Genomic DNA, 23408 nt, shown 5'->3' on the forward strand with positions numbered 1-23408 from the left:
TCATTTTATTTTTCATACCGATAGGATTCAGAGATTTCGAGCAGTTGGCCACAGGATTCCACCACTTCGATGATTTCTATCCAGGACATGTCCAACCCAAGTTCATTAGCATGAGAAATCTTATCCCGTAATTTTCGAATGGCATTCGCATCTTTCTTTCCTTTACTTTTAGAAGGAATTTGGAAGAAGAACCTCAATTCCTGATCTTTATGAATGATATCGAATTTATCACTGATTTGCAGACACTCTATTAAATTGATATCCTCATTTTTATCGATTCTCCTCCTATATAATTCGGTAGCCTTTTCTAAACGATCTCCGCTGATCATTGGATACCAACTGTCATCCCCGAATTTATCCATGATGATATCGCTCATCCTCATTTCCAAAAGGGTAATATATCCAAAAATCAGCATTCTGATTGGAGGCTTTTGAAGGTCAGCGTGGGTAATCAACTTTTTAATTGAATTATTCTCTAACACGAACACCCTCGTTTTATTCTTAAAAATATGAAGAAGTTGAATCAAAGGGGTTGAGTCCGAAACCAATTCTCTTGGTGTAAAACATTTCAAATACTCCGCAATCTTACCTTCACCAAGTTCTTGCCTTTCGATATATCCGATAATTTCCCCTTGATCCTCTACCGCCAATATATCGAAATTCTTTTTTTCCAATTCTTTTTGTATCCCCAGTGCTAAATCGTTTTTATGGCAAAACTCAAGTTCCTGGGCAATGCTCTTAACCGTGATATTTTCTTCATAAAGAGTTTTAAGACTGAGGTAACTGCTATTGTTTTTTTTATAGCTTTCATTGAACATCTTTTACCCTCCACTTACGAACTTTCTGAACGATTTGCCTATGCGCCATGTTGAACAAACCTCCCCTAATTAGACCGTTAATTTACATCTGCGGTCAACTTTTCAGAAGAAAATGGGAGCAAACCTATTCGGAACAAGTTAAAAGCTTATAACTAAAAACCCAGTAATAAAAAGGGAACAGGTAATGTCTCTCGTTATCAACAAATAAAGTCCACCCAAGTGGACTCATTTCCATTCTATGTGGTTCTTTTTGGTACGATAAATCAAAATCCATCAACTGCCTTACCTACTGCTGCTTCCTCATTCTGCTCTTCTTCCCATGCCTTACAAACATCAACCCAATCCTTTGCTCCTGAATATTCAAATAATTCAGCGAGTTTAAGTTCTATTGCAGAGTTCGCACTTCCGCATGCTGGGAATAAAGACTCAAAGCGCTTCATCGACACATCAAGGAAAACATCTAGGTCATTTGCCAACCCAAACGGGCAGACTCCTCCAATGGCATGACCAGTCTGCTCAAGCACATCCTCAGCTGACAGCATTCGTGCCTTGAAACCGAACGTCTGACGAAATTTCTTATTATCCACTTTTGCGTCCCCTGCGGCAACAACCAAAATCGCATGCTCACCTTCCCCCTTAAAGGAAAGAGTCTTAGCAATTCGCGCTGGAATAACACCGATGGTTTCTGCTGCTTCAATCACCGTAGCACTCGATGTTTCGAACTCCATTACATCGCCTTCCCGATTCCATTTTTTAAAATGGCTCTTGACACTCTCGATCGACATATTATATCCACTCCTTTGAAGTACATGTAAAAATAATATCATCCTTTATTGCAATAAATCAAAATCATTGAGACATCCACAGCTTGAAACCTTATTATTTTGAAACCATTCTTTACAAATTGACGAAACAAGCTTACATGGGATACTATTAATCATTGGGCAAACGCCTAACCGTGGTTCGTAACCATCCCACGATAAAAAACTAGGGAGAGATTAAAATGAATGTTCGTACACTTGTGATAAACGGGTTATTGGCTGCCTTGTATGTGGCGGTCTCATTGGTGTTTAAACCAATAGCTTTTGAGATGTTTCAATTTCGTGTACCGGAAATGTTGAATCATCTGATTGTATTCAATAAAAAATATATCTACGGCATAGTGGGCGGCGTTTTCATATCGAATCTGCTCTTTTCGCCGATGGTGCCGTATGATTTGATTTTTGGGGTAGGGCAATCCGTGCTCGCCTTATTGCTTGTCATTTTTGTATCTCGGTTCATAAAAAGCATTAAAGGACGAATGATCGCCACGATTATCTTTTTCACATTCACAATGTTTTTAATTGCAATTGAACTGAACCTTGCCTTTGGCTTACCTTTCTGGTTTAGCTGGATGACCACGGCTGTCGGTGAGTGCGTTGTCCTCTTGATTGGTGCGCCAATCATTTATGGAATGAACAAAAGAATTCAGTTTGAAAAGTGGCTATAAAGGAATCTTTGCGTCGTTAGCCCACTATAATGGAAAAGAGCTGTCTGCTTCATGCGGAAGCTCTTTTTTTCACCATTGAACCTGAAGATGATAAACTATTAGAATGAATGGTGGTGACCTTTTGAAAAAAATACTGACCTTAATCGGTCTACTGGTAATAGTAATATTTATCGTTTCCAATGCAGAATTGTTCACCATGGTTTGGAAAAGTGATTTGGATTCAGTTATAACCATATTGACAGAAAACCTTTTGCTTACTTTTGTTGTGACATTTGTGTTGATGATTGTCCAAAATTCTTTTACCATTATACCCTTAATTTTACTCCTAACCATCAATGTCGCGATATTTGGATTCATATATGGGTACCTATGGAGTTGGGTTACAAGTGTCGTTGCATCAGGATTCATTTTTTATGCAGCCAGGAACTGGTTTCAGGCACCTCTCTTAAAGAAAATGGGCCCAAAATGGAAAGAATCCGTTGTAGAGCATGGCTTTATGTACGTGTTTACCGGAAGGATATTCCCACTCATACCAACAAGTTTAATTAACTTGGCAGCAGGAGTCAGTTCTGTAACCTTCAAGGATTTTTTATTAGCGACCGCACTCGGCAATCTTATATACTTTTTCTTTCTATCCTTAATCCCTTATGGTCTCCTATCTGTGGAAATGAACCAATATACACTAGCTGTACTCGCCTTCCTCTTCTTACTATTTTTCCTTATCTATAAACGCTTTAAGAAGAAAAAGAAAGTAACCTTCTTCAGGAAAAACAGGTGACTGTTAGGGTTCCTGTTTTTTTATTTATGATTCTGCATATATTTTTCTTTGATAGTTTGTTAAAATGTGTATGTATTTTTAACCTTTGAAATGTCGTAAATCAGGGAGAATCTCCATGTCCAAACGCTCCATTTTAGTACTATATATCCTATTTGGGATTCTTACACTAGTCGTGTTCGACTACTTTTTAACTACTAATATTGAAAACAAAGAGATCTTTATTCAACTCCAAAGAGCAGAAGGAATTGTTTTTCTTTTATCAATAGGCTTGATTTTATTTCTTTATTTGGCTAAAAGAGAAAAATTCAAGCAATTAAAAGAAGAGGAACAGCGTCGTCGCACGCTCATTAATTCAATGGTAGACTTCGTTAACTTCAAGGATGGAGATGGCCGATGGCTTGAATCCAACACCTTTGGTCTGCAATTATTTCAATTGGAACATGTAGACTATAAGGGAAAAAAAGACAGTGAGCTCGCAGAATACTCCGAATTTTATAAAGAGTCGTTAATCTACTGTGAAATTTCAGATGAAGAAACGTGGATAAAAAAGGAGATTACGCGGTGTGAGGAAATCATCCCGCTACCCAACGGCAATCATAAGACCTTTGATACCATCAAAGTTCCTTTGTTCTTTGAAGATGGTTCCCGAAAAGGATTAGTGGTCATTGGCAGGGATATTTCTGAAAGAGTTGTCGCAGAAAATCAATTATTTGAGAGTGAACAGCGCTATAAATCATTGTTCGAACACAACCCTTATCCGATGCTGATGCTTGATTTAACCGGAATAATTACCACCGTCAATCCAAGGTTTGAAACAGTTACAGGCTTTCATCAAGAAGAAATCCAAGGTGCCTCTTTTATTGAGTTAAACTTTTCCGCAGAAGATGAAGAACTGATTCGTACATCCTGTCAATACGTCGTCGAAAACCAAAAGGGGATAAAAAAAGGAAAAGATATAGAGTTTCTCACGAAATACGGGGAGTCTCTTTTACTTTCATGTACATTTGTCCCGATGCTTATTGGAAATGAATTAGTCGGAATTATTACCTATGCTAAAGATGTAACTCAAATCCGAGAAACGGAAGCACGCTTAAGAAGAACCGAAAAGTTGTCAATAGTCGGTGAACTTGCTGCCAGTGTAGCACACGAAGTACGTAACCCATTAACTTCTTTAAAAGGATTCGTCCAGTTACTTAAAAAGAGCGACCACCCCTTTGAACAATACTACACTATTATGCTCAGTGAATTAGACCGAATCAATCTGATTGTAAGCGAATTACTTGTTCTTGCAAAACCTCAGGAACTCCCATTCAGTAAACACCAAATTATTGGACTGATGGATGAAGTCAAAACCTTGCTTAAACCAGAGGCAGACTCATATTCTACAAAAATATCGATAGATGTAAAAAATGAAATCCCGCTTCTTTCATGTGAGGCAAATCAGCTCAAACAAGTGTTTATAAACATGATTAAGAACTCTATGGAGGCCTCCGCCGATCACATTTGGATTGATTTCGAGCAAATAGACAATACCCTTTCCATAACCATCAGGGATAATGGAAGTGGAATCGAAAAAAATCGTTTGAAACATCTAGGAGAACCTTTTTATTCATCTAAAGAAAGAGGAACGGGTCTAGGATTGACCGTTAGCTGCCGAATTATTGAGGCGCACAGAGGAAAGGTTCGTTTTAACAGCGAGCTAAATCATGGAACCGAAGTCAAAATTGTTTTACCAATATAAATTTCAGGACAAGCCTATTAAATCTTGTCCTTTTTTGTAGTCTAAAAAAAGACCCCCTTCAAATTTTTTGAAACAGTCCCTTGGTAATATTAAAAAAGAGAGAGAACGAATTTCTTTATTTTCCCCAAAAATGGGATGGATTCTGTTGATTGATTATCCATCGGCATCATCTGGCTACCTCTGTTATTGGATTTAAGGTTTTCCGATTTACTAGATGTACTCATTTGTGTTGCTCCAACTACTGCCTCTTTTTCAGTTTTGGCATCATCTACAGTTTCTTCCTCATCCATGTCTACATCGATATCTTTATCGAAAACAAGGACGTAGGTATGTCGTGCTCCATCTTTTGAGACTGTAACTGAAATTGCAGTCTTAGCTTTATTCTTAATCGTTACGGTTTTACTGCTTTCACCGTCATATTTTATCGTAGCTCCACTTGCGCTAGCTATAGCTTCAATTTGGACTGAGGTAATATCCTTATCGACTTCGATATGATATGTATGCTCATCAGAATCAAAAGATTTGTTCCACGTTCCTTTTGATACTGTCAAAGTGTTCAACACTGGTGTGTTATTGCCTTCTTCACCTACGGACCCAGCTGAAATTGCCTTTTTAACAGAATCCGATAAGGGTTTTTGTGTGGAAATGCTTGCAATCTGCTGTGCTTTAGGTGCTTGGCTACTTAGCACTTGACCTTTGGATAAATCCGAAGGAGTTGATGATGGTTTGTCACCGTTATCGGAGGAAGGTTGAGTTTTACTTGTTCCCGTTGAAGATTCCTTTTTAGCTTCATCTCCTTTAGAGGTATCCTTATCTTCGGTTCTCTTTGCTTTAGCTGCAGCCCTTGTAATCGTAAGCGTGTATGTTTTTTTATCTCCATTTTCTGCTGCAACGACAATCTTCACCGTTGTCTTACCAACTGGAAGGTTCACCTTTACTCCTTTACTCGTTGCATCTATTCCATTTACGTTTACCCTTGCAGTACTGTCACTCACTGTTGGAGCCACCGTAATGGTATTGACTTTATTCGCCAAAGAAACCTTATAAGCTGTTACAGACGCATCAAATGTGAAAGAACCTTTTGATAATCCAATCGCAGTTAAAAGGTTGTCATCGCTTTCCAATTTATCAACCTGGATGGTATAGGTAGTCGTTTCATTTATCCCATCACTGACCGTGATCGTGAACGTATTCTTACCAGTTTGAAGAGAAAAATCCTCAGCCTTCCCATTTGTCAGTTGTATACCATTCACTGATACGGTAGCAGTCTCACTGGAACTCTCAGCAAGTAAGCTGATTTTTTTAACATTCTTCCCTACTGTTGCACTATACTCTAAAACATCGGCAGAAAACTGTTGATTCAATGTTATACCATCTATTTCGAGCTTAGATAGAGTATTTACCGTTTGGGCCTCTCCCTGTGTGACCGCTGTATCCTCCGTAGCCTCTGCTGTAGGCATATAAGTGAACGTTCCCATTCCCACAAGAGAACCGACCAAGATCACCTTCACACCTTTTTCTTTAAACCTTTTCTTTAACAACGCCTATCCCCCCTATTATTCCTGCAAATGTGGTAGGGTCAGGTTAACAAAGAAACCTTAATTATTTCTTAATGTGGGAACGACTAAATGGATGACATTTCCTGACGGATCCTTTGTTACAACAGCTTCTTTCTCCTGGTTTATAAATGATCCTAATTGCTGTAATCGCTCTACTGTGTTTTTTCGTGCCTCTTCACTTGGTAAAATAAGCGTGAACGATTTCAGTCCTACACTTGTTGCCTCCGGTGCAGGAGCCCCGACTCCATTCCATGTATTAAGGCCAATGTGATGATGGTAGTTGCCTGTAGAGACAAATAGGGCTTGCCCTCCATATCGTACAACAATTTCAAAGCCTAGTCCTTTTGTATAAAACTCTTCGGTAGCACCAATGTCTGCTACGTGTAAATGAATGTGGCCCATTACGGTTTCACTTGGCAGACCTGCCCAAGGTGATTCATCATTTTCTGCTAATAGTCCTTCTGCATCAAGGGCCTCCGTACCCATTTCGACTTGCCCATTCTGCCACTTCCAGGTTTCTTCCGGCCTATCACAATAAATTTCAATTCCATTTCCGTCAGGATCCCCTAAATAAATGGCCTCACTTACATAGTGATCCGAAGCTCCTTGCAGCGGATATCGACATTGAATCAAGTGCAGTAATATCTTAGCCAAATCAGCTCTGCACGGTACTAAAAGCGCAAAATGATATAAACCAGTCGTCCTCAATTGCTTCGGTGTTACACCATCTGGTTGTTCCAAAATCAGTAGTGGTGTCTTCCCATCTGCTGTTAACACTGCTTTATCAGCAGATTGCTCAAGTACTTCGAATCCAATAATCTCCTTATAAAATTTTAAACTACGCGATAAATCCTCTATAATGATATTTACATAGCCGACATAGGTGTTGGGATAACTTTGAAATTTCATTTTCTGTCCTCTTTTCATTTTAGTTACGTTAAGTGGTAAATTTATTATAGGTATTTTATCTCTTTCTAGTATTTCTTAATTTCCTTATATAAGTATTTTTTTTTTCACTGTTTTTTCACATTTTTATTTTATACTGAGCTTGCATAATCTTATGAAAGGGTGATGACGCACCAATATGAAGAATTATTTATGGCTGGTTATCAGCCTATTCAGTTTGCTTTTATATCCAGTAACGGCTTCTGGTCACGCTTCTGTTATAAGTTCTAATCCTAGTCCAAATGAATCAATGGATACTCTTCCTGAAAAGATCAGCATTCAATTCAGTGAGAATATACAACCAGCTTTCCATTCACTTGAGGTATTCAGCCAAGATGGGGACAAAATACAAATTCAAGACAGTACAATCTCGGAACAAAGTGAAAAAATACTGGAAGCTAAGTGGAAAGGCACTATCGATGAAGGAATTTACAACATAAAATGGAGAGTGGTTTCGAGTGATGGCCACCCCATTGAGGGGACAATCCCCTTTCAATTCGGAGATTCAGCGGGCCTATCAGACCAAGAAAATCCCGAAATGAATGCAGGTTTTCCGAATTCCATCAACGTTTTCCTGCAAAGTCTTCAATACATATCTTTTGCAGCCCTTACCGGAATCCTTTTTTTCCAATTATCGTTAATGAAGGATTCTCGCCTTTTTGAAGCCAGCAGAAGAGCCCGTCTATACCTTTGGCTTTCATATGCAGGTCTAGCATTTTCCATCTTCTTCAGTCTGCCTTTAAAGGTGACGATTGACGCTGGCGTAGGTTGGACTGATGCATTTAATGTGAGTTATATAAAAGAAGTATTGAATGCTACAAACTTTGGAGCCATCTGGATCGTTGAAATTCTAATATTGCTCTTTCTATTTTTAGTGATTTATTTCATGCTGGAGAACTCCCTGAATAAATCACTACCCTATCTTTCTTTCATCATAATAGTCAGCTTGATGGTTTGTAAGGCTTCAATTGGACATACGGCAGCTGTTCCTAATCAGGTTCTGGCCGTTTTGATGGATTTCCTCCATTTATTGTCCATGGCTTTATGGTTGGGCGGCCTTATGGCCTTATTGGTGATATTGCCTGGGCTTGCTGATCGGCAGACAGAAGATAAGAAAATATTTTACTGGTCAATCATTCAAAGGTTTTCCAGATGGGCATTTCTGTTTGTAATCATACTGATCGTTAGCGGGATATATAGCAGCTTACAGCATGTACCGACTATCCATTCATTGTTAAAAACAACATATGGACAATTGTTACTTGCGAAAGTTGGTCTCATGTTAGTCATGATCGTTTTAGGAGCATTTCATTTTTTCAGGGGGAAAAAGAAAGAAAAAAAACTTGGTTATAGTGTGGGAATAGAGTTTGGTGTAGGAATCGTCGTTCTCCTTGTAGCCGCTCTATTAACAAATGTCCAAACGGCCATGTCTTCTCCAGGACCAATTGAGAAAACTTTGATGACTGCAGAAAATAATGAGGTTACGTTAATGGTAACTCCCAATGAAGTCGGTGAAAACAGAATCCAAGTAAACATATCCAATGATGAAGGCATGCCTTATACCGAAGTTGAACAGCTTACAATCATAATGGAGCCTGTAGATACCGGCGGAGGAGAAATAAAACTTCAACTTCAGGGAGAAAATACAGGTACGTTTACATCCAAGTCGATTCTAACCATGTCAGGAAAGTGGAAGATTCAGGTCCATGGATTAACTGAAAGTCTAGATTCAATTGATGCCGATTTTACAATATTAGTAGGAAATTCATAACAGAAGGGATTTATTTAAATGAAAAACATTTCAAAGCTTCTTATCTCTACATTTGCTGCACTATTCATTTTTTCTGGTTCAGCGAATGCACACGTTACTGTTAAGCCTAGTTCATCTGCACCTGAGGCTTGGGAAACCTATACACTTAAAGTACCCGTTGAAAAAGAAACTGCCACCACCAAGGTGACTTTAAAGATACCGGAAGGCATTACTTTTGAAAGCTACCAGCCTGTACCAGGGTGGAAAGTAACAACTGAAGGCAACAAAGAAGGTCATGTAAAAACGGTAACATGGGAAGCGACCGATGAAGGAATTGCCGCTGGACAATTCCAGCAATTTTTATTCGTTGCCCAAAACCCTAAAGAAGAAACAAATGTAGCTTGGGATGCCTTTCAATATTATGAAGATGGTGAAATTGTTGAATGGAGTGGAGATGAAAGCTCCAATCTACCGCATTCTGTAACTGAGATTTCGGTAGCTTCCAAAGCTAATACAGGATCTGAGGGCCATAGCCATGCAGAAAAAAGTGATCACGCAGCTTCAAATTCAGCCGACAGTTCAAAGGATTCTGCAAAAACAGAAGATGATAGCAATGAAACACTGATCATTACTCTTGCAGGGATATCTTTGATTCTCTCTATTGTAGCCCTTTTAGCAGCCCTTAGGAAAAGTAAAAAATAATCTTTTAGGTGTCCCAAAATTTCTTGGGACACCTTTTTTATTTTTAATATTCCATGACCACCGTTTTACTTGGTAACTGAAGATTTTCTGATTCTATGGTAATCTTAATGGATTTTTCAACTCTTTGTTCCGCTATTGTTAAGTTTAGTAGCCCATTCCCCTGGGCTCTTTTGCTTATTCCCAGATCTTCTGTACTTTTCACTAACTGTGCATATAATTCCGCTTCAGTTAGCTTACGGCCAAATTCCTTTTCAGCAATCACTTTCAAAAGAGCTGCCGCACCGCTTACATGAGGCGTTGCCATAGACGTTCCGCTCAGCCTAGCATATCTATTTCCTGGATACGTAGAGAGAATATCAACTCCTGGCGCTACCAGGTCAATTTCATCATTTGTATTTGAAAAATCCGCCAAATTTCTGCTTAAATCCACGGCTCCGACTTCCACTACCTCGGGATATGCCCCTGGGTAATCCAATTCATCCGTTTCATCACGCCCATCCCCACTATTTCCAGCTGCACATACAACAAGGATATCTTTCTGAAGCGCTCTTTGAATAAGCTTATGTTCCGCCTCATCTGGAGGACCACCGAGGGAAAGTGAAATAACTGAAACCTTTTCTTCATTAGGCCCCTGCCAATTAATCGCATACTCTAAAGCTCCATTAATCCAATTTATATCGCCTTGTCCTTTTCCATTTAAGGCTTTCAACGCTAAAATACTTGCTTTCGGAGCCACTCCAACTACTCCAACTTTATTAAGGGCAGCCAAAACCGTACCGCTGACATGTGTTCCATGCCCGTTATCATCTTGATAATCCCCGGTATTGGTAAAATCCTTTCCACCAATAATTCTTTCTTTGAGGTCTGGATGCTCTTTATCAATGCCTGTATCGATGACAGCAACGACCACGCCTTCACCATAATTGCTCTTTTCCCAAATTGCCGGGGCTTTCACAAGCTCTACACCCTCAGGAATTTTTTCTTTAACCGTGTCCATTACTTCAAGAACTTTGTAAGGTATTAATCTTTTTTCTTTTGTCATTTGATTACCCCTTCCTTCGTTCAATAAGTTAAACTGCCATCAGTGGGGGATCTTCTATCCCGTCTGGTTGCCGTCTACCGTTGAAAGAGATGAGATCAAAAAACTCTTCTCTCTTATATATACCAGATTTTCGAAAATAAAAAAGGAGTATTCGGAAAATTCCGTCTAAATTACTACTTTTTATTTCTTCTTCTTGTCATTATCTGGTACCCTTATTATAGAACGAACGTTCCTGTAATACTATAGTATTTTTTTTATTTATGAAATCATTCTATTTTTCCATGTTAGATTTCAAAAAAGAAGCGACTCCGAATCGAGTCAGCCTCCCTTAAATGAACTTAAGCTGCACCGCAGCATTTTTTGTATTTTTTCCCGCTGCCACATAGACATGGCTCATTTCTTCCGATGACTGGTTCTGTATGAACATGAGGCATTTTAGCCGCTTTTGCACTCTCCATGATAATTTGTGAGCCTTTTTCCTTCATTTGCTGATAGCGCTTCTTAAACAGTTCCATTACGTCTTTACTGTACTTTAACGTGTCTTCAGCAATATCCATCGCCTTTTGCTTGGAAATATTATAATCCTCTAGGACGAATTGATTATCTCGGAATGAAACCCGAACTCCAAAATGCTGTCCGGCCTGACTGGTGGTCTTGCGCTCCTCCACGAATTCAAGGTACACTTCCTGGCAATCACAGGTCTGATGCATGCAATAATAATCATATATCCAATACGTTTTATCTTCATACTTACTCTTTAAAGCAATTCCATCCTCAACGCCAAAAACATCCAAATATTTAATCGCTTTTCCATCTAGAATCTCAAATGGATCAATCGTTCTCATCTATAGACACATCCTAATTCATCAAAATTTATTCACCCTATGTATTGTACAACCTAAAACCTCAATCGTCACTTGAAACGAAGCATAAGAAAGCCAAAATCCTATATGGTAAAAACCTATTAAAGAAATCTTATCGAACAAAAAAACAGCTGCCGCAGTGTGTTTATACTGATGCAACTGCTCCTATATTTACTTCCCATTAATTTTTCATTCGATCCAAGTAGTCAATTCATCAATCGGTGTTTTTTTAGCCGGTTTTGGCTCCATATCGGGATAACCCAAGTAAATGAATGCTAGTATTTCTCCTTTTGAGGATAAGTTGAAAAATTCCCGAACCTTCGTATTATAGGTGATTTTGCCAGTTCTCCATACTGCCCCAAGACCTAGAGAATGTGCGGCAAGAAGCATATTCTGAACGGCACTGTTCACTGCTGCATATTCTTCGGATACTAAAACATTATTCTTATCACTAGGTTCAATACCTACTGCAATAATGACCGGAGCTCTTAGTGGATTCTTTTTTTGTCTTTCCATCTTACTTATTAAACTCTCCGGGGTATCATCTGCATTTTCAATTCTTGTTATCTCTTCAAAGACCTGCCCTAGTTTATTTCTTCCTTCTCCTGTTAGTACAAAAAAACGCCAAGGCTCTGTTCGATGATGATTAGGTGCATACGTTCCAGCTTCAATTATTTGTTCAATCAATTCTTTTGGTACCGGATCTTGTTTAACAACCCCAATACTTCTTCTCGTTTTTATAGCTTCAATAGTTTCCATGTAATCTCTCCTTATCCCTTTATCTCTAAAAGTTTCTGCTTTAGTTCATTCTCCATCGCAGCCAGTTCCTGTTCAGCATGTCGACGTTTATGCCTGCCTTCTTCTTGAATTCGCATTGTTTCTTCAAGCGTGGAAATTAAATTAGCTTGGGTGTTCTTTAATGTTTCAATGTCGACAAGCCCTCGCTCATTTTCCTTAGCCGTTTCAATGGTATTTATTTTCAGCATTTCCGAGTTTTTTAATAGCAAATCATTTGTCGTTTTGGAAACCTGCTTTTGTGCCTCCACAGCATGACGCTGCCTGATCAAGGTCAATGCAATTGCAACCTGATTTTTCCAAAGTGGAATGGCCGTCATTATTGAAGATTGGATTTTCTCGACAAGCGCCTGATTTGTGTTTTGTATCAGCCTAATTTGCGGGGCGCTTTGAATGGTGATTTCACGACTCAATTTCAAATCATACAGCCTTTTATCTAATCTTTCAGCAAATTGGCGCATATCATTGACTTCTTGAAACTTCATTTGATCATTGCTTAATTCCGCAGATTTCTTTAGCTCTGGAATTGTTTTCTCATGAATTTCTTCAAGTTTAATTTCCCCCGCTGCAATGTAGACATTTAACGCTTGAAAATATTCCTTATTCGTTTCATAAAGCTTTTCAAGGATTACGATATCCGATAGCAGGATATTCTTGCTCCGATCGAGTTTTACACTGATTCGATCAATTTGAGCCCCTGTTTTTTGATACTTAGAAAGTACTTCCTGTACAGATCCCGTCAACTTCCCGAACATACGCGCAAAAAACGAGGGCTTATCCGGTTTAAGCTCATCCGGGCTCAGATCATTTAACTTCTTCATTAAATCACTGATAATGTCGCCCACTTCACCTACATCCTTTTTTTGTACATGCTCAAGCATCGAATTCGAAAAGGTTAAGAGTTTTGATTGAGCGGGTGTACCATAGGAAATCATTGCCTGGTGATTTGTTGGGTCAATTTGTTCAGCAAGCTGGTAGGCCTTTGCCCGGTTTTCTTCCGGAATGACATCAATCAGTTTGACCGGCTTTGCTTCCTGGGGAGAAAGCTTCTCCAACTGCTGCACCTCGTCAAATGGATTGGCTAAAAGATCATCAATTAAATTGGCGTTAGTCGTATTATTTAACAGGTTTGGATCATTATTATTCATTTTAACCTCCTGCTTTCATCGATTACTTGTGACTCTTTTCTAGTTTTAATGGTTTGCTTCGCAACGTCCAATTCAAAGTTGAGGTTATCTATATCATCGGCAATCACTTTATATAAATCCTTTTCTATAGTTTTAGTAAGATCCTTTAAAGTTTTACGTGTTTCTGTTAAAGATAGTTCGAGCTCCTTATTCTTTCTGGGCTGCTGAGATAAAAAAACATATTTCTCTGCCAACTCCGTGGCTGAATCCAGATGGGAATAATAAAATTGTTCCGCCTGGTAAAAGCGCTTCGGTTCTTTTTTGGTAAGACTATATATTTTCCTGATCATCTTTATCATATCCTTCCTCTGTTTAAAAGAAGAGATATGCCTGACCGAAATTAGTGCCTTTTGCACTCGCCATATTTTCGGTTTTGCTTCACTTAAATTTTTCTTTATATATTGATATTCTTTTCTTGTCAATTCATGTTTTTTGAGGAATCGTGAGGAAAAGTAGACGGAACTTAGCCAGTATGCGAGGCCCCCTCCAACTAAGGAAAAGACAACAGAAAGAACAAACGATTGATTCAATGCAAAATAGCTAATCAGCCAAACCGGCAAAACCATTGGAAATGCAATTAATATTGGAACAACATCGGCAAGAAAGCGATTCATTTTCACTACACTCCTGACTTACACTCTTTTCTATATATACGATTATCACAGTAATTGGTTTCAAGATGGAAGAAAATTTTCTCCTACTTAAACGATATAGGAACAGGATGGTTTCTGCAAATTTAGCGATGAATTTATATTTTCATTGGAAAATGCCCCCTCTTCATTATACTCTTTTTAGGCTATCGCCTTGCCACTTTACTACAACTCACATAAGTTATAGGGTATCTATCCCGTTTGCAAAGGAGAGCTAACTATGAATTCACACGGTTTTTATCCTTTTCCACAACAAAATGGAAATCATCAGTACATTCAGGCTAATTTCAACCCATACTTCCAACAACCCGAACGATATGAATATGTACCACAGCAAGATTGGAATTTTCAGCAGATTCAAGACGATCCATATAACCATTTGCCCGAGGAGTTTGATTTTGAAAGACAACCGCCGCAAACTCAACAAATTGAAAGAAGAGTTCGGGAGCTTGAGCGTCAAAATGAGCAACAAACGAGAGAAATCAATCGACTGAACCAAGAGATTACGCGGGTGAATCGAGAAGTGAACCGTGTTAACCAAGAAATAACTAGGCTAAGCCAAAATGATCAGCGTCATACGAACAGATTGAACAGACTTAATCAAAGACTGCGGGCCGTGGAAAGGAACTTGAGTATCCCATTCTCCGCTACAGATGATGGCTTTTAGGAAAAAAACAGCAGGAGCTCATTATGGGCCTCTGCTGTTTTTTTACGTTTTCACTAGCTCTTTCATCAAAAGAACATGAAATTAATCAAACGATTGATTAAGAGGTATAAAGCTTAACAAAACGGTCATTTCGGGTTGCCTTAACTGATTTACCAGTTCTCCAAACAATCATCCGTTTCGCTTAATAGTCTGTATACTACTTCTTCTAGGGATATGTTGTAACAGCCTTATTCCCCGAAGCTTTCGGCCGCTTCCTTGAGGGTACCTGTGATTCATGACGCCATATTGCAGAACACCGATTCGGTCACAGAGCTTCATGATTTCACTCATGTCATATGTAATGTACACCATTGTTCTTCCTTGCTGGGCCGTCTTTTTTCAACAATGATTAATTTCCAGTTTGGTTTTGCAGTAGCTCTTCTGCCTCTTTTTGATCAACCTCCAAACTTGGTCATAATCCCGTTCAAATGTGGACTATCTGTAAGCTGTTCGATGACCAACTTTGTTTCAACCGTAGGATCATCTTTACTATCGCTACTTTAAATGGCTGTACTCGGCTCTCTTCTTTCAAAAAGTAGTTTCCAATGACTGCTGCGCCCAATAAAAAGAAAATAGGAGTCAGCCATTCCTTCGGCTGCCTTCCTATTTTCTAATAGCACCTTCAAATAAAAGGAAGTAAAAACCAACGTGTTTCTCATGTAAAACACACCCTACCTAAAACTTATCATCCGAATGTTTGTCTTCAAATTGATAATAACCGTCATAACTAGCTTCATCGTAAATATCGAACTGATACCTATCTTCCGGAATGAGCCCATATTTGACACCAAGCTCCATTAAATTCGTTCCTACTTCTTCCTGAATTTTATACATCTCATTTTCAGAAATGTTCACTACGCTTAACCCTTCACCAGAATCAAGCTCCAAATCTGGCAAATCGGCTTTATCCTTTAGCTTCGTCTTAGAATCTAGCTTGACTGTAACCGTTCCTGAATCCAAATCACCCTCTAGACCAAGCTTTACTTCAAATTTCCTATTGGAATAGTCTTTCTTTAGGTTAAGATCGCTCGCTTGTTTAATTGTTCCTTTAAAGGCAGAAGGCATATCAGATAAATCACCACCGGCGAAGTTCAGGTTAAAATTCCTAATGATGTTCTGCTTACCACCGTTTTCTCCGTTAATATCACTCTTCATCGCAAACTTGATTTCCTCACTCTCCCCGTACTCTTCATACATAAAGGAAGCCTTAAGATTTTCAGCCCGCGTATCTTTATTAACAGCCACATCATTTGTAACTTGGAACATAACCTGGGAATCCTCATCTTTTTCAGGAGATAATGCAACGCTAAATTCTTCAAATATCTGATCATTCCCATAAGGAATATTTTTACTGTTCACTTTCATATTGACCTGATCTGAGTTTCCTCCTACCGCCATTGTTACTTTACGGTCGATAACTTGCTCACTCTTGTTAATTAGTAATGTAGACGAAAACCCATTTGGAAAACTAATATCCTTCATTTCATTCTTTGCATCTTTTAACCCATTAATTAATTGTCGTTTCATTTCTTTTGTATCAAGTACCTCTACGTCATCTGCCATCGCATTAGCCTTCGCCACTTTTTGTGCTCGATTAACTATCATGCTATGAAGCTTATTATCTTCAATTAATTGATCCATAAAATCATTTACAAGGTTTTTAGTTTCCGAGGCAGATAACTTAAGAGTCACTTCCCTTAACTTCATCGTCTCGCCTTCATGCTTATATTCCACGCCTTTTTGTACCTTAAAGTTCTCACCCTCTAATCGGTCCAATAAGAATAACCCATACCGTTTTTGAATATATTTCTGTTCTTTCTCCGTTAATTTCAGGTCCTGCCATTTAAGATCCGATACTTCTAAGGTTTCAGGCCCCTCATATAAGGGATCAATCATACGCATGAACTCACCATATTCAACAAAATTCAAATAAAAGAATTTTTCATATAACTCCGGAACCTTCAAACCGAGTTTATCCTTACTTTGGAACATTTCAATTTCCAAAGCATTCTCCTTTTCGACATTCAAGGCTAATTTGTAGTGACCTTGTTTGCTTATAGGATCCTGTTCAGTATTGGCTGTAAAAGATATATGGCTCAATAATTCTTGAATCATTTCAAAGTCTGGATTATTTCCTAATGAATCCATTTCGACACTTCCACTAAGGGTCATATCTGAACTAGAAGGTTGCTTCATCATTTTCTCTTGGAATTCAATTGAATTGCCATACTTATTGGTCCATTCCTCTTTGTAATTCTGATACGTTTTGTATTCAGACAGAAGATACAGCTCTTTCGGGGATTTATGAATAATAGCTGCAACTGCACTGGTAATGATGATAAATGCTAATACTGCCGTAATAATTAACGTTTTTTTCTTGAATAGCTTTTTTGAGGGCTTTTCCTCGATTTGTTCTTGCCTCAATTCAGAAGTAGCCATTTCCTCTTCTGTTTTTTGGTCTTCTCCTACAGAAGCGCCACATGATAGGCAAAGTTTAGAATCCTCACTCACCGTCTTACCACATGATTTACAATTTTTCATTTATTAGGACTCTCTCCCTTTTCCTACTCACTTAACACATAAACTCCTATAAATTTAGTACTTTTTCATCATAAATAATTCATTTCAATAATTACACATTTTAGGTAAATAACGACGGAAATAACGAGCACTATTATTACCCATATTATTAAATTATTGTTAATTAATATCCATATTCTAAATTTCTAAAAATAACTCTCAAATTCATGTTCGGAAATCTATGCCTTCTCACCTCATCTGTTCAAATATCATGAATAGCCGTTGAACAATAAATCACCTCCATCCTTTACTTGTTATTACATTAAATACTCCTCGAAACAGGTATCTAATAATATCAAGGAGCGAGTTTCCCTGCGCCCTCTGTATAAGTATGTAAATACCCCATGAAATTATCACTTAAGAATTTTTTTAAAGCCTCCCATGATCCTCATTTCTCACTCCGCTCAAAAAGAATGTTTAACCATTTATTTTCGGAAATATTACAAATTTAAACCAGAAACAAAAAAAGAACAGGAGCCATTCTTGCACTCCCGTTCTTTCTCGATCATCTCATAAAATGATTTAACTTTTCATTTCTTGCATCTTGTTCTTCCTTAGAAGCCAAATCGTACTTCTTTAAAAGATGAAACAATTCGTTCAGTGTTTCCTGCGAATTTTCGTTTTCTAGAAAGCGGCCCAATTTCTTACCTAAGTCCTTTGGTAAAAATCTCATTTGACTCTCTAATTTCAATCTGACATCTTGCTGGGAATGATTTAGATTGCATGTACCCATTTATAAATCACCTCTTACTCTATTCTAAGATAAATCTTACCTTTTTACCTCTTCTTCCTGCTTAAAGTAATTCTCTGACTTAATAAACTCTGGAGAGGTATGAGTGGCCATGATACCATGATAGCTGATATCCAGGCCTAGCTCTTCTTCTTCATCCGTAGACCGAATTGGTACCCAAATATTGATGACTTTAAAAACCATCCATGTTAATACAAATCCCCAAATACACAATACCATTAATCCCAACGCTTGAACCCTAAGTAAATGCCATCCTCCACCTGTAAATAGACCACCTTCTGTAGCAAAAAGACCTACAGCTATTGTTCCCCACATACCAGAAGCCGCATGGACAGGAAAGGCCCCCACTGGATCGTCAATCTTACGGGCTTCTAACCAGTTAGTCGCTGCTATCATAAGCATTCCGGAAACTGCCCCAATTAGGATCGCAGCAATATCACTAACGAAAGCGCAGCCAGCAGTAATGCCAACAAGTCCTGCTAGTGAACCATTGATGACGGACGGAGCATCTGATCGTCCATAGCGAAATAACGTATAAAGCATAGTACCTGCACCACCTGATGCAGCTGAGAGCATCGTGACAATGGCAATATGTCCGATACGACCATCTGTAGCCTGCAGAGTACTTCCTGCATTAAACCCAAACCAGCCGAACCATAAGAGGAACGCTCCAACCGATGCCAACGGGAGATTACTAGGCAGGGAAATAGAACTAGGTCCCTCTGACGGAAATTTTCCCACTCTCGGACCAATCACCATGGCTGCTGCCAGTGCAGAAAAACCACCTAGTGCATGAATGACCGCTGAGCCTGCAAAATCCCGCATCCCTAACTCACTTAGCCAGCCGCCGCCCCATACCCAGTGACCGGCAATCGGATAGATAAACGCCGTCATCATGACCACATAGATAAGGTACGCGCGAAAATTAATCCTTTCCGCAACGGCTCCGGAAACGATGGAGATTACCGCAATTACAAACGCCCCTTGAAATAGCCAAAATGCATCTATTGAAATGGTCAAATCGATGTGCGACAAATCACCTTTCAGCATAAAACCACTCGTCCCGATACTCCCTATTAAATCCGTCCCATACATTAACCCAAAACCTAATACGAAATAACAAAGCGTACCAATCGTAATATCAGCAAAAACCTTCATAATGATGTTCACATTATTCTTAGTACGAACAAACCCTGCCTCTAATAAGGCAAAGCCGCCCTCCATTAATAGAATCATGGCTGCTGTCAGAACAACCCAGATTGTATCCAATCCAGCATTTAACGTTTCTAATGTCATATTGGTAGTCCCTCCACTTTCCGCCAAGCCTTTATATCTTCTATGATGGTAGGTGGCAATATTATTTCGCGTTTTTCCGGGTCTGCTTCCAGTAAGCCCATCGCCTCATTTATAATAGCGACCTTTTGTTTTATACTCTCAATTTTGATATATCTTTCTTTAACATTCACCAAATGCTCTACAGCCTGATGATGGCTCGGAGCCCGTCCCGTAAAAAACCGTTTAAATGGGGATAGCGATTGATACCACGCTTCCTCTGCTCTTCGTTTTTGCTCGTATTTATGTATCCTATTTTTCATTGATTCAATCTCCGACTCTTGTTTGCTCTTGATTCCTTGCAGAACTTTCATTACTTCTTCCAACGAAATTTGAAAAACCACTCTATTATACAAATCGTCTAAAACCACCATCATGTTATATCACCTCACGTTATCACGTTAGCTTTAATATGATTATATGTATAATTCTGAATTGAGTCAACTTTTTAAAAATTTTAAAACACTATGGCAGTTTTTAAATTAGAGTGAATAATTGAATCGTACAATGCACTTATTTGTTTAAATAGCTGACTCCCTTACATACAAAAAAAGCTAGCTATCTCCCCATATTTATTACTATTCCAGCTATTAATCAATCGTTTGATTAAATATAGATAAGCGCAATTCCCCTTAAATAATCGAACTCAGTCCCTTTACTTTTTTACACATAAAAACTGCTCAGTTCCCCCGGCACACCCTCAGTTTAAATATACCAACCATCACTTGACGAAACAGAGTGGCAGTTAACTTTCATGAAAACAAACTGTTTCCATCAGACGCTAAAGCCACATCCGCCGTATACTGATAACTGGTTCTTCAGTAATCCGGGTTACTTGTTCAAAAGAAGTATCAGCCAATCGGCGTTTGCTACCTTTTTATACTGAAGAAGCAAAACTAAACCCCCTCAATAAAATACTTTGAATCGGAAACAAATTATTTTATAAACCTTATCAAGTTTCATCCTCAAGGCCATGCGATTTTTAAGCAAACAAGGGATTGAAATCACTATTTTTCACAATCTAGAGAATTTTGGTAGGTATATAAAAATTGATGTTTCCTTATTCTAAAAAGGCAGTTAAAAACCAAGGAGGTAACACCCATGACAGTAATCAGTGATGTTAAAACGACTTTAGCAGGACTAAAAAGTGCTCAAGCAAGCTTCGAGACCTTCGCCCTTTCAACGGACAACGAGCAAGCCAAACAACTTTATCAACAAGCTGCTCAACAAACACAATCGATTGTTGACAGCGTTTCTCCTCGTATTGATCAGATTGAGCAAGAAGAACCACAATATAAGCAATAAGTAATCATATAAAAAGGTTGGTTGAGGCAACCAACCTTTTTTATATCTTTAATTTGAGGAGGCAATTCCTTGAAATACAAAATGAAGACATTAAAAACATTCCTTTTTTTAATAACTGTTATCGGGTTTGTCTCAGGATGTTCCGGAAATTCGAATCAAATAGATAATAATAAAAACTTGAATATTTCGAAGGTACATACTAGCAGTCCAATAAAGCAATCCGTGGCCAATCAAGCTAAAGATAGGCTATTAGCAGAGGAAGAGGTTTCGGATGTAAAAGCCGTAAATAGCGATAAGGAATTGTTAGTGGCAGTCAAAGTAGATAATTTTGATCGTTTCCGTTTAAAGAGCGTTAAAAAACAAGCACAATCAGACTTAGAAAACATGTTCCCAGATTATAAAATTCTTATCTCAACTGACCAAAAGATGTTTTTAGAACTTGACCAGTTGGAACAAAAGCTCGAAAAAGATAAGACTAAGATGGACTCACTGAAAAAAGACTTCAAAGAAATCAAAAGTTTAATGAAGGAACAGACGTAGATGGAAGAGGTGATACAAGCATGTCAAATAATAAAAAGAAAAAATTAACCCCTGTCCAACAAGAATATCAACAACTTCAAACCCAACTGGAAACAAAAAGACCAGTACTACTAAATTGCATTAAAGCTTTTATAACAGGTGGAATCATTTGCCTTATCGGGCAGTTTATTCAAAATATTTATATTCATTACTTTGATTTCACAGATCAAACGGCTGGGAACCCCACTGCAGGAACGCTAATTTTCATTGCTATGCTTCTTACTGGATTTGGAGTGTATGACCGAATCGCTCAATTTGGGGGAGCTGGATCTGCAGTACCGCTTACAGGATTCGGGAATGCTGTCATATCAGCCGCTATTGAACATCGAACAGAAGGATTTGTTTTAGGAGTTGGTGGTAATATGTTTAAATTGGCAGGCTCCGTCATCTTATTCGGCGTTTTTTCCGCTTTTATTGTTGCTCTGATTAAAACAATTCTTATTCAATGGGGTGGTTTATAATGCTGACGGGTCATCGTACATGGGTTTTCGATCAAAAACCTGTCATACTCTCCACAGGAACTGTCGGGGGACCATTTGAAGCTGAAGGATTACTTGCAGATGATTTTGATTTACTTCATTCCGATTTATGGATAAATCAAGATTCCTATGAAAAGGCTCACAAAGTCCTCATAGAAGAAGCAAGTACAAAAGCAATCGAAAAGGCTGGCCTTCAAAAAGATCAGATTCAGTTTTTCCTTGGCGGCGACCTCATTAATCAAATAACACCTACAAGTTTTGCCTGTCGAACTTTGGGTACACCCTATCTTGGCTTGTTTGGAGCGTGTTCTACCTCTATGGAAGGACTTGCTCTCGGCGCTTACCTTGTTAACACTAAAGGAGCGGATTATCTGTTAACAGGTGCTTCTAGTCATAACACCGCTGTTGAAAAGCAGTTCCGTTACCCAACTGAATACGGCGGTCAAAAGCCTCCCACTGCCCAATGGACCGTTACGGGTGCAGGAGTTGCCTTATTAAGTAGTTCCGGAAAAGGCCCTCGAGTTACTTCAGCCACAATCGGCCGGGTCATTGACATGGGATTGACCGATCCATTTAATATGGGAGGAGCCATGGCTCCAGCAGCTGTCGATACAATTGAGACCCATCTAAGAGAACGAAACATCGACCCTTCCTATTATGATTTGATTGTAACTGGAGATTTAGGAAAGATTGGGCAAAAAGCTTCATTAGAATTATTTAAAAAACATGGAACCCCTATACGTGAAGAACAGTATAAAGATTGCGGATTAATGATTTATAGAGAGGGGCAACCAGTTTTATCCGGAGCCAGTGGACCAGGATGTTCAGCAACGGTTGTATATGGGCATTTATTAAACCGCATGAAAAAGGGAGATTTCAAACGTATGTTAGTCGTAGCTACCGGCGCATTATTATCTCCTCTATCCTTTCAGCAAAGCGAGACGATTCCATGTATCGCCCATGCCGTTTCGATTGAATATGGTGGTGAATAGCAATGATGATTTATTTTTGGGCTTTTGTTGTAGGAGGCTTTATTTGTGTAATCGGGCAAATAATGTTTGATGTATTCAAGCTAACACCCGCCCATACATTAAGTACCTTTGTTGTCGTAGGTGCTCTTTTAGATGGGTTTGGTTTATACGAACCATTTATTGATTTTGCAGGTGCAGGCGCAACGATCCCCATTACAAGTTTCGGGAATTCGCTTGTGCATGGGGCAATGGCCGAGGCAGAAAAGCATGGCTTAATTGGTGTAATTTCAGGAATGTTTGAAGTAACTAGTGCCGGGATATCAGCAGCAATTATTTTCGGAATGATAGGAGCTATTATTTTTAAACCAAAAGGATAAGGAGAATAT

25 protein-coding genes and 1 riboswitch are annotated in these 23408 nt (G+C 38.7%); of the genes, 11 read left to right on the forward strand and 14 right to left on the reverse strand.

The features are described from left to right. Positions 1-5: 5 nt before the first annotated feature. Both JFV29_RS10950 and JFV29_RS10955 read right to left on the reverse strand, forming a co-directional pair. A complete protein-coding gene (locus tag JFV29_RS10950; protein ID WP_056522703.1) occupies positions 6-818 on the reverse strand; it encodes a hypothetical protein in 813 nt (270 codons plus the stop codon). A 263-nt stretch (positions 819-1081) separates the two neighbouring features. Continuing rightward, positions 1082-1603, reverse strand: a complete 522-nt coding sequence (locus JFV29_RS10955) for a YbaK/EbsC family protein (RefSeq protein WP_201183184.1) — start codon at positions 1601-1603, stop codon at positions 1082-1084. Between the two features lie 167 nt (positions 1604-1770). Next, positions 1771-1815: riboswitch (PreQ1 riboswitch) on the forward strand. Between the two features lie 6 nt (positions 1816-1821). On the opposite strand from JFV29_RS10955, the gene JFV29_RS10960 reads away from it, so the two are divergent. From JFV29_RS10960 to JFV29_RS10970, 3 genes are all read left to right on the forward strand, one after another. After that, complete coding sequence (locus tag JFV29_RS10960) at positions 1822-2307, forward strand: QueT transporter family protein (protein WP_201183186.1); 486 nt, start codon at positions 1822-1824, stop codon at positions 2305-2307. Positions 2308-2428: 121 nt separating this feature from the next. Further along, the gene (locus JFV29_RS10965) at positions 2429-3085 is read left to right on the forward strand and encodes a TVP38/TMEM64 family protein (protein WP_201183188.1); all 657 of its coding nucleotides are present in this window, start codon (positions 2429-2431) and stop codon (positions 3083-3085) included. Between the two features lie 115 nt (positions 3086-3200). After that, positions 3201-4826 (forward strand): PAS domain-containing sensor histidine kinase, encoded by a 1626-nt coding sequence (locus JFV29_RS10970; protein ID WP_201183190.1) that lies wholly within the window; start codon positions 3201-3203, stop codon positions 4824-4826. Between the two features lie 89 nt (positions 4827-4915). Here the strand turns inward: JFV29_RS10970 and JFV29_RS10975 are convergent, their stop codons facing one another. Both JFV29_RS10975 and JFV29_RS10980 read right to left on the reverse strand, forming a co-directional pair. Beyond that, positions 4916-6367 (reverse strand): cadherin-like beta sandwich domain-containing protein, encoded by a 1452-nt coding sequence (locus JFV29_RS10975; protein ID WP_201183192.1) that lies wholly within the window; start codon positions 6365-6367, stop codon positions 4916-4918. 57 nt (positions 6368-6424) lie between these two features. Further along, a complete protein-coding gene (locus JFV29_RS10980; protein ID WP_201183195.1) occupies positions 6425-7294 on the reverse strand; it encodes a VOC family protein in 870 nt (289 codons plus the stop codon). A gap of 175 nt (positions 7295-7469) precedes the next feature. Here JFV29_RS10980 and JFV29_RS10985 point away from each other — a divergent pair, with 175 nt between their 5' ends. Beyond that, the gene (locus JFV29_RS10985) at positions 7470-9101 is read left to right on the forward strand and encodes a copper resistance protein CopC (protein ID WP_201183197.1); all 1632 of its coding nucleotides are present in this window, start codon (positions 7470-7472) and stop codon (positions 9099-9101) included. Positions 9102-9119: 18 nt separating this feature from the next. After that, positions 9120-9782 (forward strand): YcnI family copper-binding membrane protein, encoded by a 663-nt coding sequence (locus tag JFV29_RS10990; protein WP_201183199.1) that lies wholly within the window; start codon positions 9120-9122, stop codon positions 9780-9782. A 43-nt stretch (positions 9783-9825) separates the two neighbouring features. Here JFV29_RS10990 and JFV29_RS10995 read toward each other — a convergent pair whose 3' ends face one another. The 5 genes from JFV29_RS10995 to JFV29_RS11015 form a co-directional block, all read right to left on the reverse strand. Further along, positions 9826-10824, reverse strand: coding sequence for a S8 family peptidase (locus JFV29_RS10995; protein ID WP_201183201.1), 999 nt, complete (start codon positions 10822-10824; stop codon positions 9826-9828). Positions 10825-11162: 338 nt separating this feature from the next. After that, positions 11163-11669, reverse strand: a complete 507-nt coding sequence (locus JFV29_RS11000) for an SEC-C metal-binding domain-containing protein (protein ID WP_201183203.1) — start codon at positions 11667-11669, stop codon at positions 11163-11165. Between the two features lie 207 nt (positions 11670-11876). Next, a complete protein-coding gene (locus JFV29_RS11005; RefSeq protein ID WP_057218282.1) occupies positions 11877-12446 on the reverse strand; it encodes a nitroreductase family protein in 570 nt (189 codons plus the stop codon). A gap of 11 nt (positions 12447-12457) precedes the next feature. After that, complete coding sequence (locus JFV29_RS11010) at positions 12458-13630, reverse strand: toxic anion resistance protein (RefSeq protein ID WP_201183205.1); 1173 nt, start codon at positions 13628-13630, stop codon at positions 12458-12460. Further along, complete coding sequence (locus tag JFV29_RS11015; protein WP_201183207.1) at positions 13627-14283, reverse strand: 5-bromo-4-chloroindolyl phosphate hydrolysis family protein; 657 nt, start codon at positions 14281-14283, stop codon at positions 13627-13629. The genes JFV29_RS11010 and JFV29_RS11015 overlap by 4 nt, the downstream gene beginning before the upstream one ends. A gap of 256 nt (positions 14284-14539) precedes the next feature. Here JFV29_RS11015 and JFV29_RS11020 point away from each other — a divergent pair, with 256 nt between their 5' ends. Next, the gene (locus JFV29_RS11020; protein ID WP_207196240.1) at positions 14540-14986 is read left to right on the forward strand and encodes a hypothetical protein; all 447 of its coding nucleotides are present in this window, start codon (positions 14540-14542) and stop codon (positions 14984-14986) included. Positions 14987-15525: 539 nt separating this feature from the next. Here the strand turns inward: JFV29_RS11020 and JFV29_RS11025 are convergent. The 5 genes from JFV29_RS11025 to JFV29_RS11045 all read right to left on the reverse strand — a co-directional run bounded on the left by JFV29_RS11025 (position 15526) and on the right by JFV29_RS11045 (position 20065). Continuing rightward, the gene (locus JFV29_RS11025) at positions 15526-15684 is read right to left on the reverse strand and encodes a hypothetical protein (protein WP_201183209.1); all 159 of its coding nucleotides are present in this window, start codon (positions 15682-15684) and stop codon (positions 15526-15528) included. 16 nt (positions 15685-15700) lie between these two features. Next, the gene (locus tag JFV29_RS11030; RefSeq protein WP_201183211.1) at positions 15701-17566 is read right to left on the reverse strand and encodes a DUF6583 family protein; all 1866 of its coding nucleotides are present in this window, start codon (positions 17564-17566) and stop codon (positions 15701-15703) included. Between the two features lie 544 nt (positions 17567-18110). Further along, positions 18111-18338, reverse strand: coding sequence for a group-specific protein (locus JFV29_RS11035; RefSeq protein WP_201183213.1), 228 nt, complete (start codon positions 18336-18338; stop codon positions 18111-18113). A 36-nt stretch (positions 18339-18374) separates the two neighbouring features. Beyond that, positions 18375-19652, reverse strand: a complete 1278-nt coding sequence (locus tag JFV29_RS11040) for an ammonium transporter (RefSeq protein WP_201183215.1) — start codon at positions 19650-19652, stop codon at positions 18375-18377. Further along, a complete protein-coding gene (locus JFV29_RS11045; RefSeq protein ID WP_201183216.1) occupies positions 19649-20065 on the reverse strand; it encodes a hypothetical protein in 417 nt (138 codons plus the stop codon). The genes JFV29_RS11040 and JFV29_RS11045 overlap by 4 nt, the downstream gene beginning before the upstream one ends. Before the next feature lie 724 nt (positions 20066-20789). Between JFV29_RS11045 and JFV29_RS11050 the strand changes: the two genes are divergently transcribed. The 5 genes from JFV29_RS11050 to spoVAE all read left to right on the forward strand — a co-directional run bounded on the left by JFV29_RS11050 (position 20790) and on the right by spoVAE (position 23399). Continuing rightward, positions 20790-20993 (forward strand): DUF1657 domain-containing protein, encoded by a 204-nt coding sequence (locus tag JFV29_RS11050; protein ID WP_053344237.1) that lies wholly within the window; start codon positions 20790-20792, stop codon positions 20991-20993. Between the two features lie 69 nt (positions 20994-21062). After that, positions 21063-21533 carry a YhcN/YlaJ family sporulation lipoprotein gene (locus JFV29_RS11055; protein WP_201183218.1) on the forward strand — a complete coding sequence of 157 codons (471 nt, stop codon included), beginning with the start codon at positions 21063-21065 and terminating at the stop codon, positions 21531-21533. Between the two features lie 20 nt (positions 21534-21553). Next, entirely contained in the window at positions 21554-22033 is a 480-nt protein-coding gene (gene spoVAC / locus JFV29_RS11060) for a stage V sporulation protein AC (protein ID WP_201183220.1), read from the forward strand. Continuing rightward, a complete protein-coding gene (spoVAD, locus tag JFV29_RS11065) occupies positions 22033-23043 on the forward strand; it encodes a stage V sporulation protein AD (protein WP_053344234.1) in 1011 nt (336 codons plus the stop codon). Before spoVAC ends, spoVAD begins: the two co-directional genes overlap by 1 nt. 5 nt (positions 23044-23048) lie before the next feature. Continuing rightward, positions 23049-23399 carry a stage V sporulation protein AE gene (gene spoVAE / locus JFV29_RS11070; protein WP_053347930.1) on the forward strand — a complete coding sequence of 117 codons (351 nt, stop codon included), beginning with the start codon at positions 23049-23051 and terminating at the stop codon, positions 23397-23399. Positions 23400-23408: the final 9 nt, after the last annotated feature.

This window comes from Peribacillus sp. TH16, assembly GCF_016651095.1.
Taxonomy (GTDB): domain Bacteria; phylum Bacillota; class Bacilli; order Bacillales; family DSM-1321; genus Peribacillus; species Peribacillus butanolivorans.

Bases quoted from the DNA above. Each gene is read 5' to 3' on its own strand.
- JFV29_RS11030 (WP_201183211.1), bottom strand. From the start codon at position 17,566: ATGAAAAATTGTAAATCATGTGGTAAGACGGTGAGTGAGGATTCTAAA.
- JFV29_RS11035 (WP_201183213.1), bottom strand. From the start codon at position 18,338: ATGGGTACATGCAATCTAAATCATTCCCAGCAAGATGTCAGATTGAAA.
- JFV29_RS10970 (WP_201183190.1), top strand. From the start codon at position 3,201: ATGTCCAAACGCTCCATTTTAGTACTATATATCCTATTTGGGATTCTT.
- JFV29_RS11050 (WP_053344237.1), top strand. From the start codon at position 20,790: ATGACAGTAATCAGTGATGTTAAAACGACTTTAGCAGGACTAAAAAGT.
- JFV29_RS10950 (WP_056522703.1), bottom strand. From the start codon at position 818: ATGTTCAATGAAAGCTATAAAAAAAACAATAGCAGTTACCTCAGTCTT.
- JFV29_RS10960 (WP_201183186.1), top strand. From the start codon at position 1,822: ATGAATGTTCGTACACTTGTGATAAACGGGTTATTGGCTGCCTTGTAT.
- JFV29_RS11020 (WP_207196240.1), top strand. From the start codon at position 14,540: ATGAATTCACACGGTTTTTATCCTTTTCCACAACAAAATGGAAATCAT.
- JFV29_RS10955 (WP_201183184.1), bottom strand. From the start codon at position 1,603: ATGTCGATCGAGAGTGTCAAGAGCCATTTTAAAAAATGGAATCGGGAA.
- JFV29_RS11025 (WP_201183209.1), bottom strand. From the start codon at position 15,684: ATGAGAAACACGTTGGTTTTTACTTCCTTTTATTTGAAGGTGCTATTA.
- spoVAD (WP_053344234.1), top strand. From the start codon at position 22,033: ATGCTGACGGGTCATCGTACATGGGTTTTCGATCAAAAACCTGTCATA.
- JFV29_RS10980 (WP_201183195.1), bottom strand. From the start codon at position 7,294: ATGAAATTTCAAAGTTATCCCAACACCTATGTCGGCTATGTAAATATC.
- JFV29_RS11045 (WP_201183216.1), bottom strand. From the start codon at position 20,065: ATGATGGTGGTTTTAGACGATTTGTATAATAGAGTGGTTTTTCAAATT.
- JFV29_RS11010 (WP_201183205.1), bottom strand. From the start codon at position 13,630: ATGAATAATAATGATCCAAACCTGTTAAATAATACGACTAACGCCAAT.
- JFV29_RS11000 (WP_201183203.1), bottom strand. From the start codon at position 11,669: ATGAGAACGATTGATCCATTTGAGATTCTAGATGGAAAAGCGATTAAA.
- JFV29_RS10990 (WP_201183199.1), top strand. From the start codon at position 9,120: ATGAAAAACATTTCAAAGCTTCTTATCTCTACATTTGCTGCACTATTC.
- JFV29_RS10985 (WP_201183197.1), top strand. From the start codon at position 7,470: ATGAAGAATTATTTATGGCTGGTTATCAGCCTATTCAGTTTGCTTTTA.
- JFV29_RS11040 (WP_201183215.1), bottom strand. From the start codon at position 19,652: ATGACATTAGAAACGTTAAATGCTGGATTGGATACAATCTGGGTTGTT.
- spoVAE (WP_053347930.1), top strand. From the start codon at position 23,049: ATGATTTATTTTTGGGCTTTTGTTGTAGGAGGCTTTATTTGTGTAATC.
- spoVAC (WP_201183220.1), top strand. From the start codon at position 21,554: ATGTCAAATAATAAAAAGAAAAAATTAACCCCTGTCCAACAAGAATAT.
- JFV29_RS11015 (WP_201183207.1), bottom strand. From the start codon at position 14,283: ATGAATCGCTTTCTTGCCGATGTTGTTCCAATATTAATTGCATTTCCA.
- JFV29_RS10995 (WP_201183201.1), bottom strand. From the start codon at position 10,824: ATGACAAAAGAAAAAAGATTAATACCTTACAAAGTTCTTGAAGTAATG.
- JFV29_RS11005 (WP_057218282.1), bottom strand. From the start codon at position 12,446: ATGGAAACTATTGAAGCTATAAAAACGAGAAGAAGTATTGGGGTTGTT.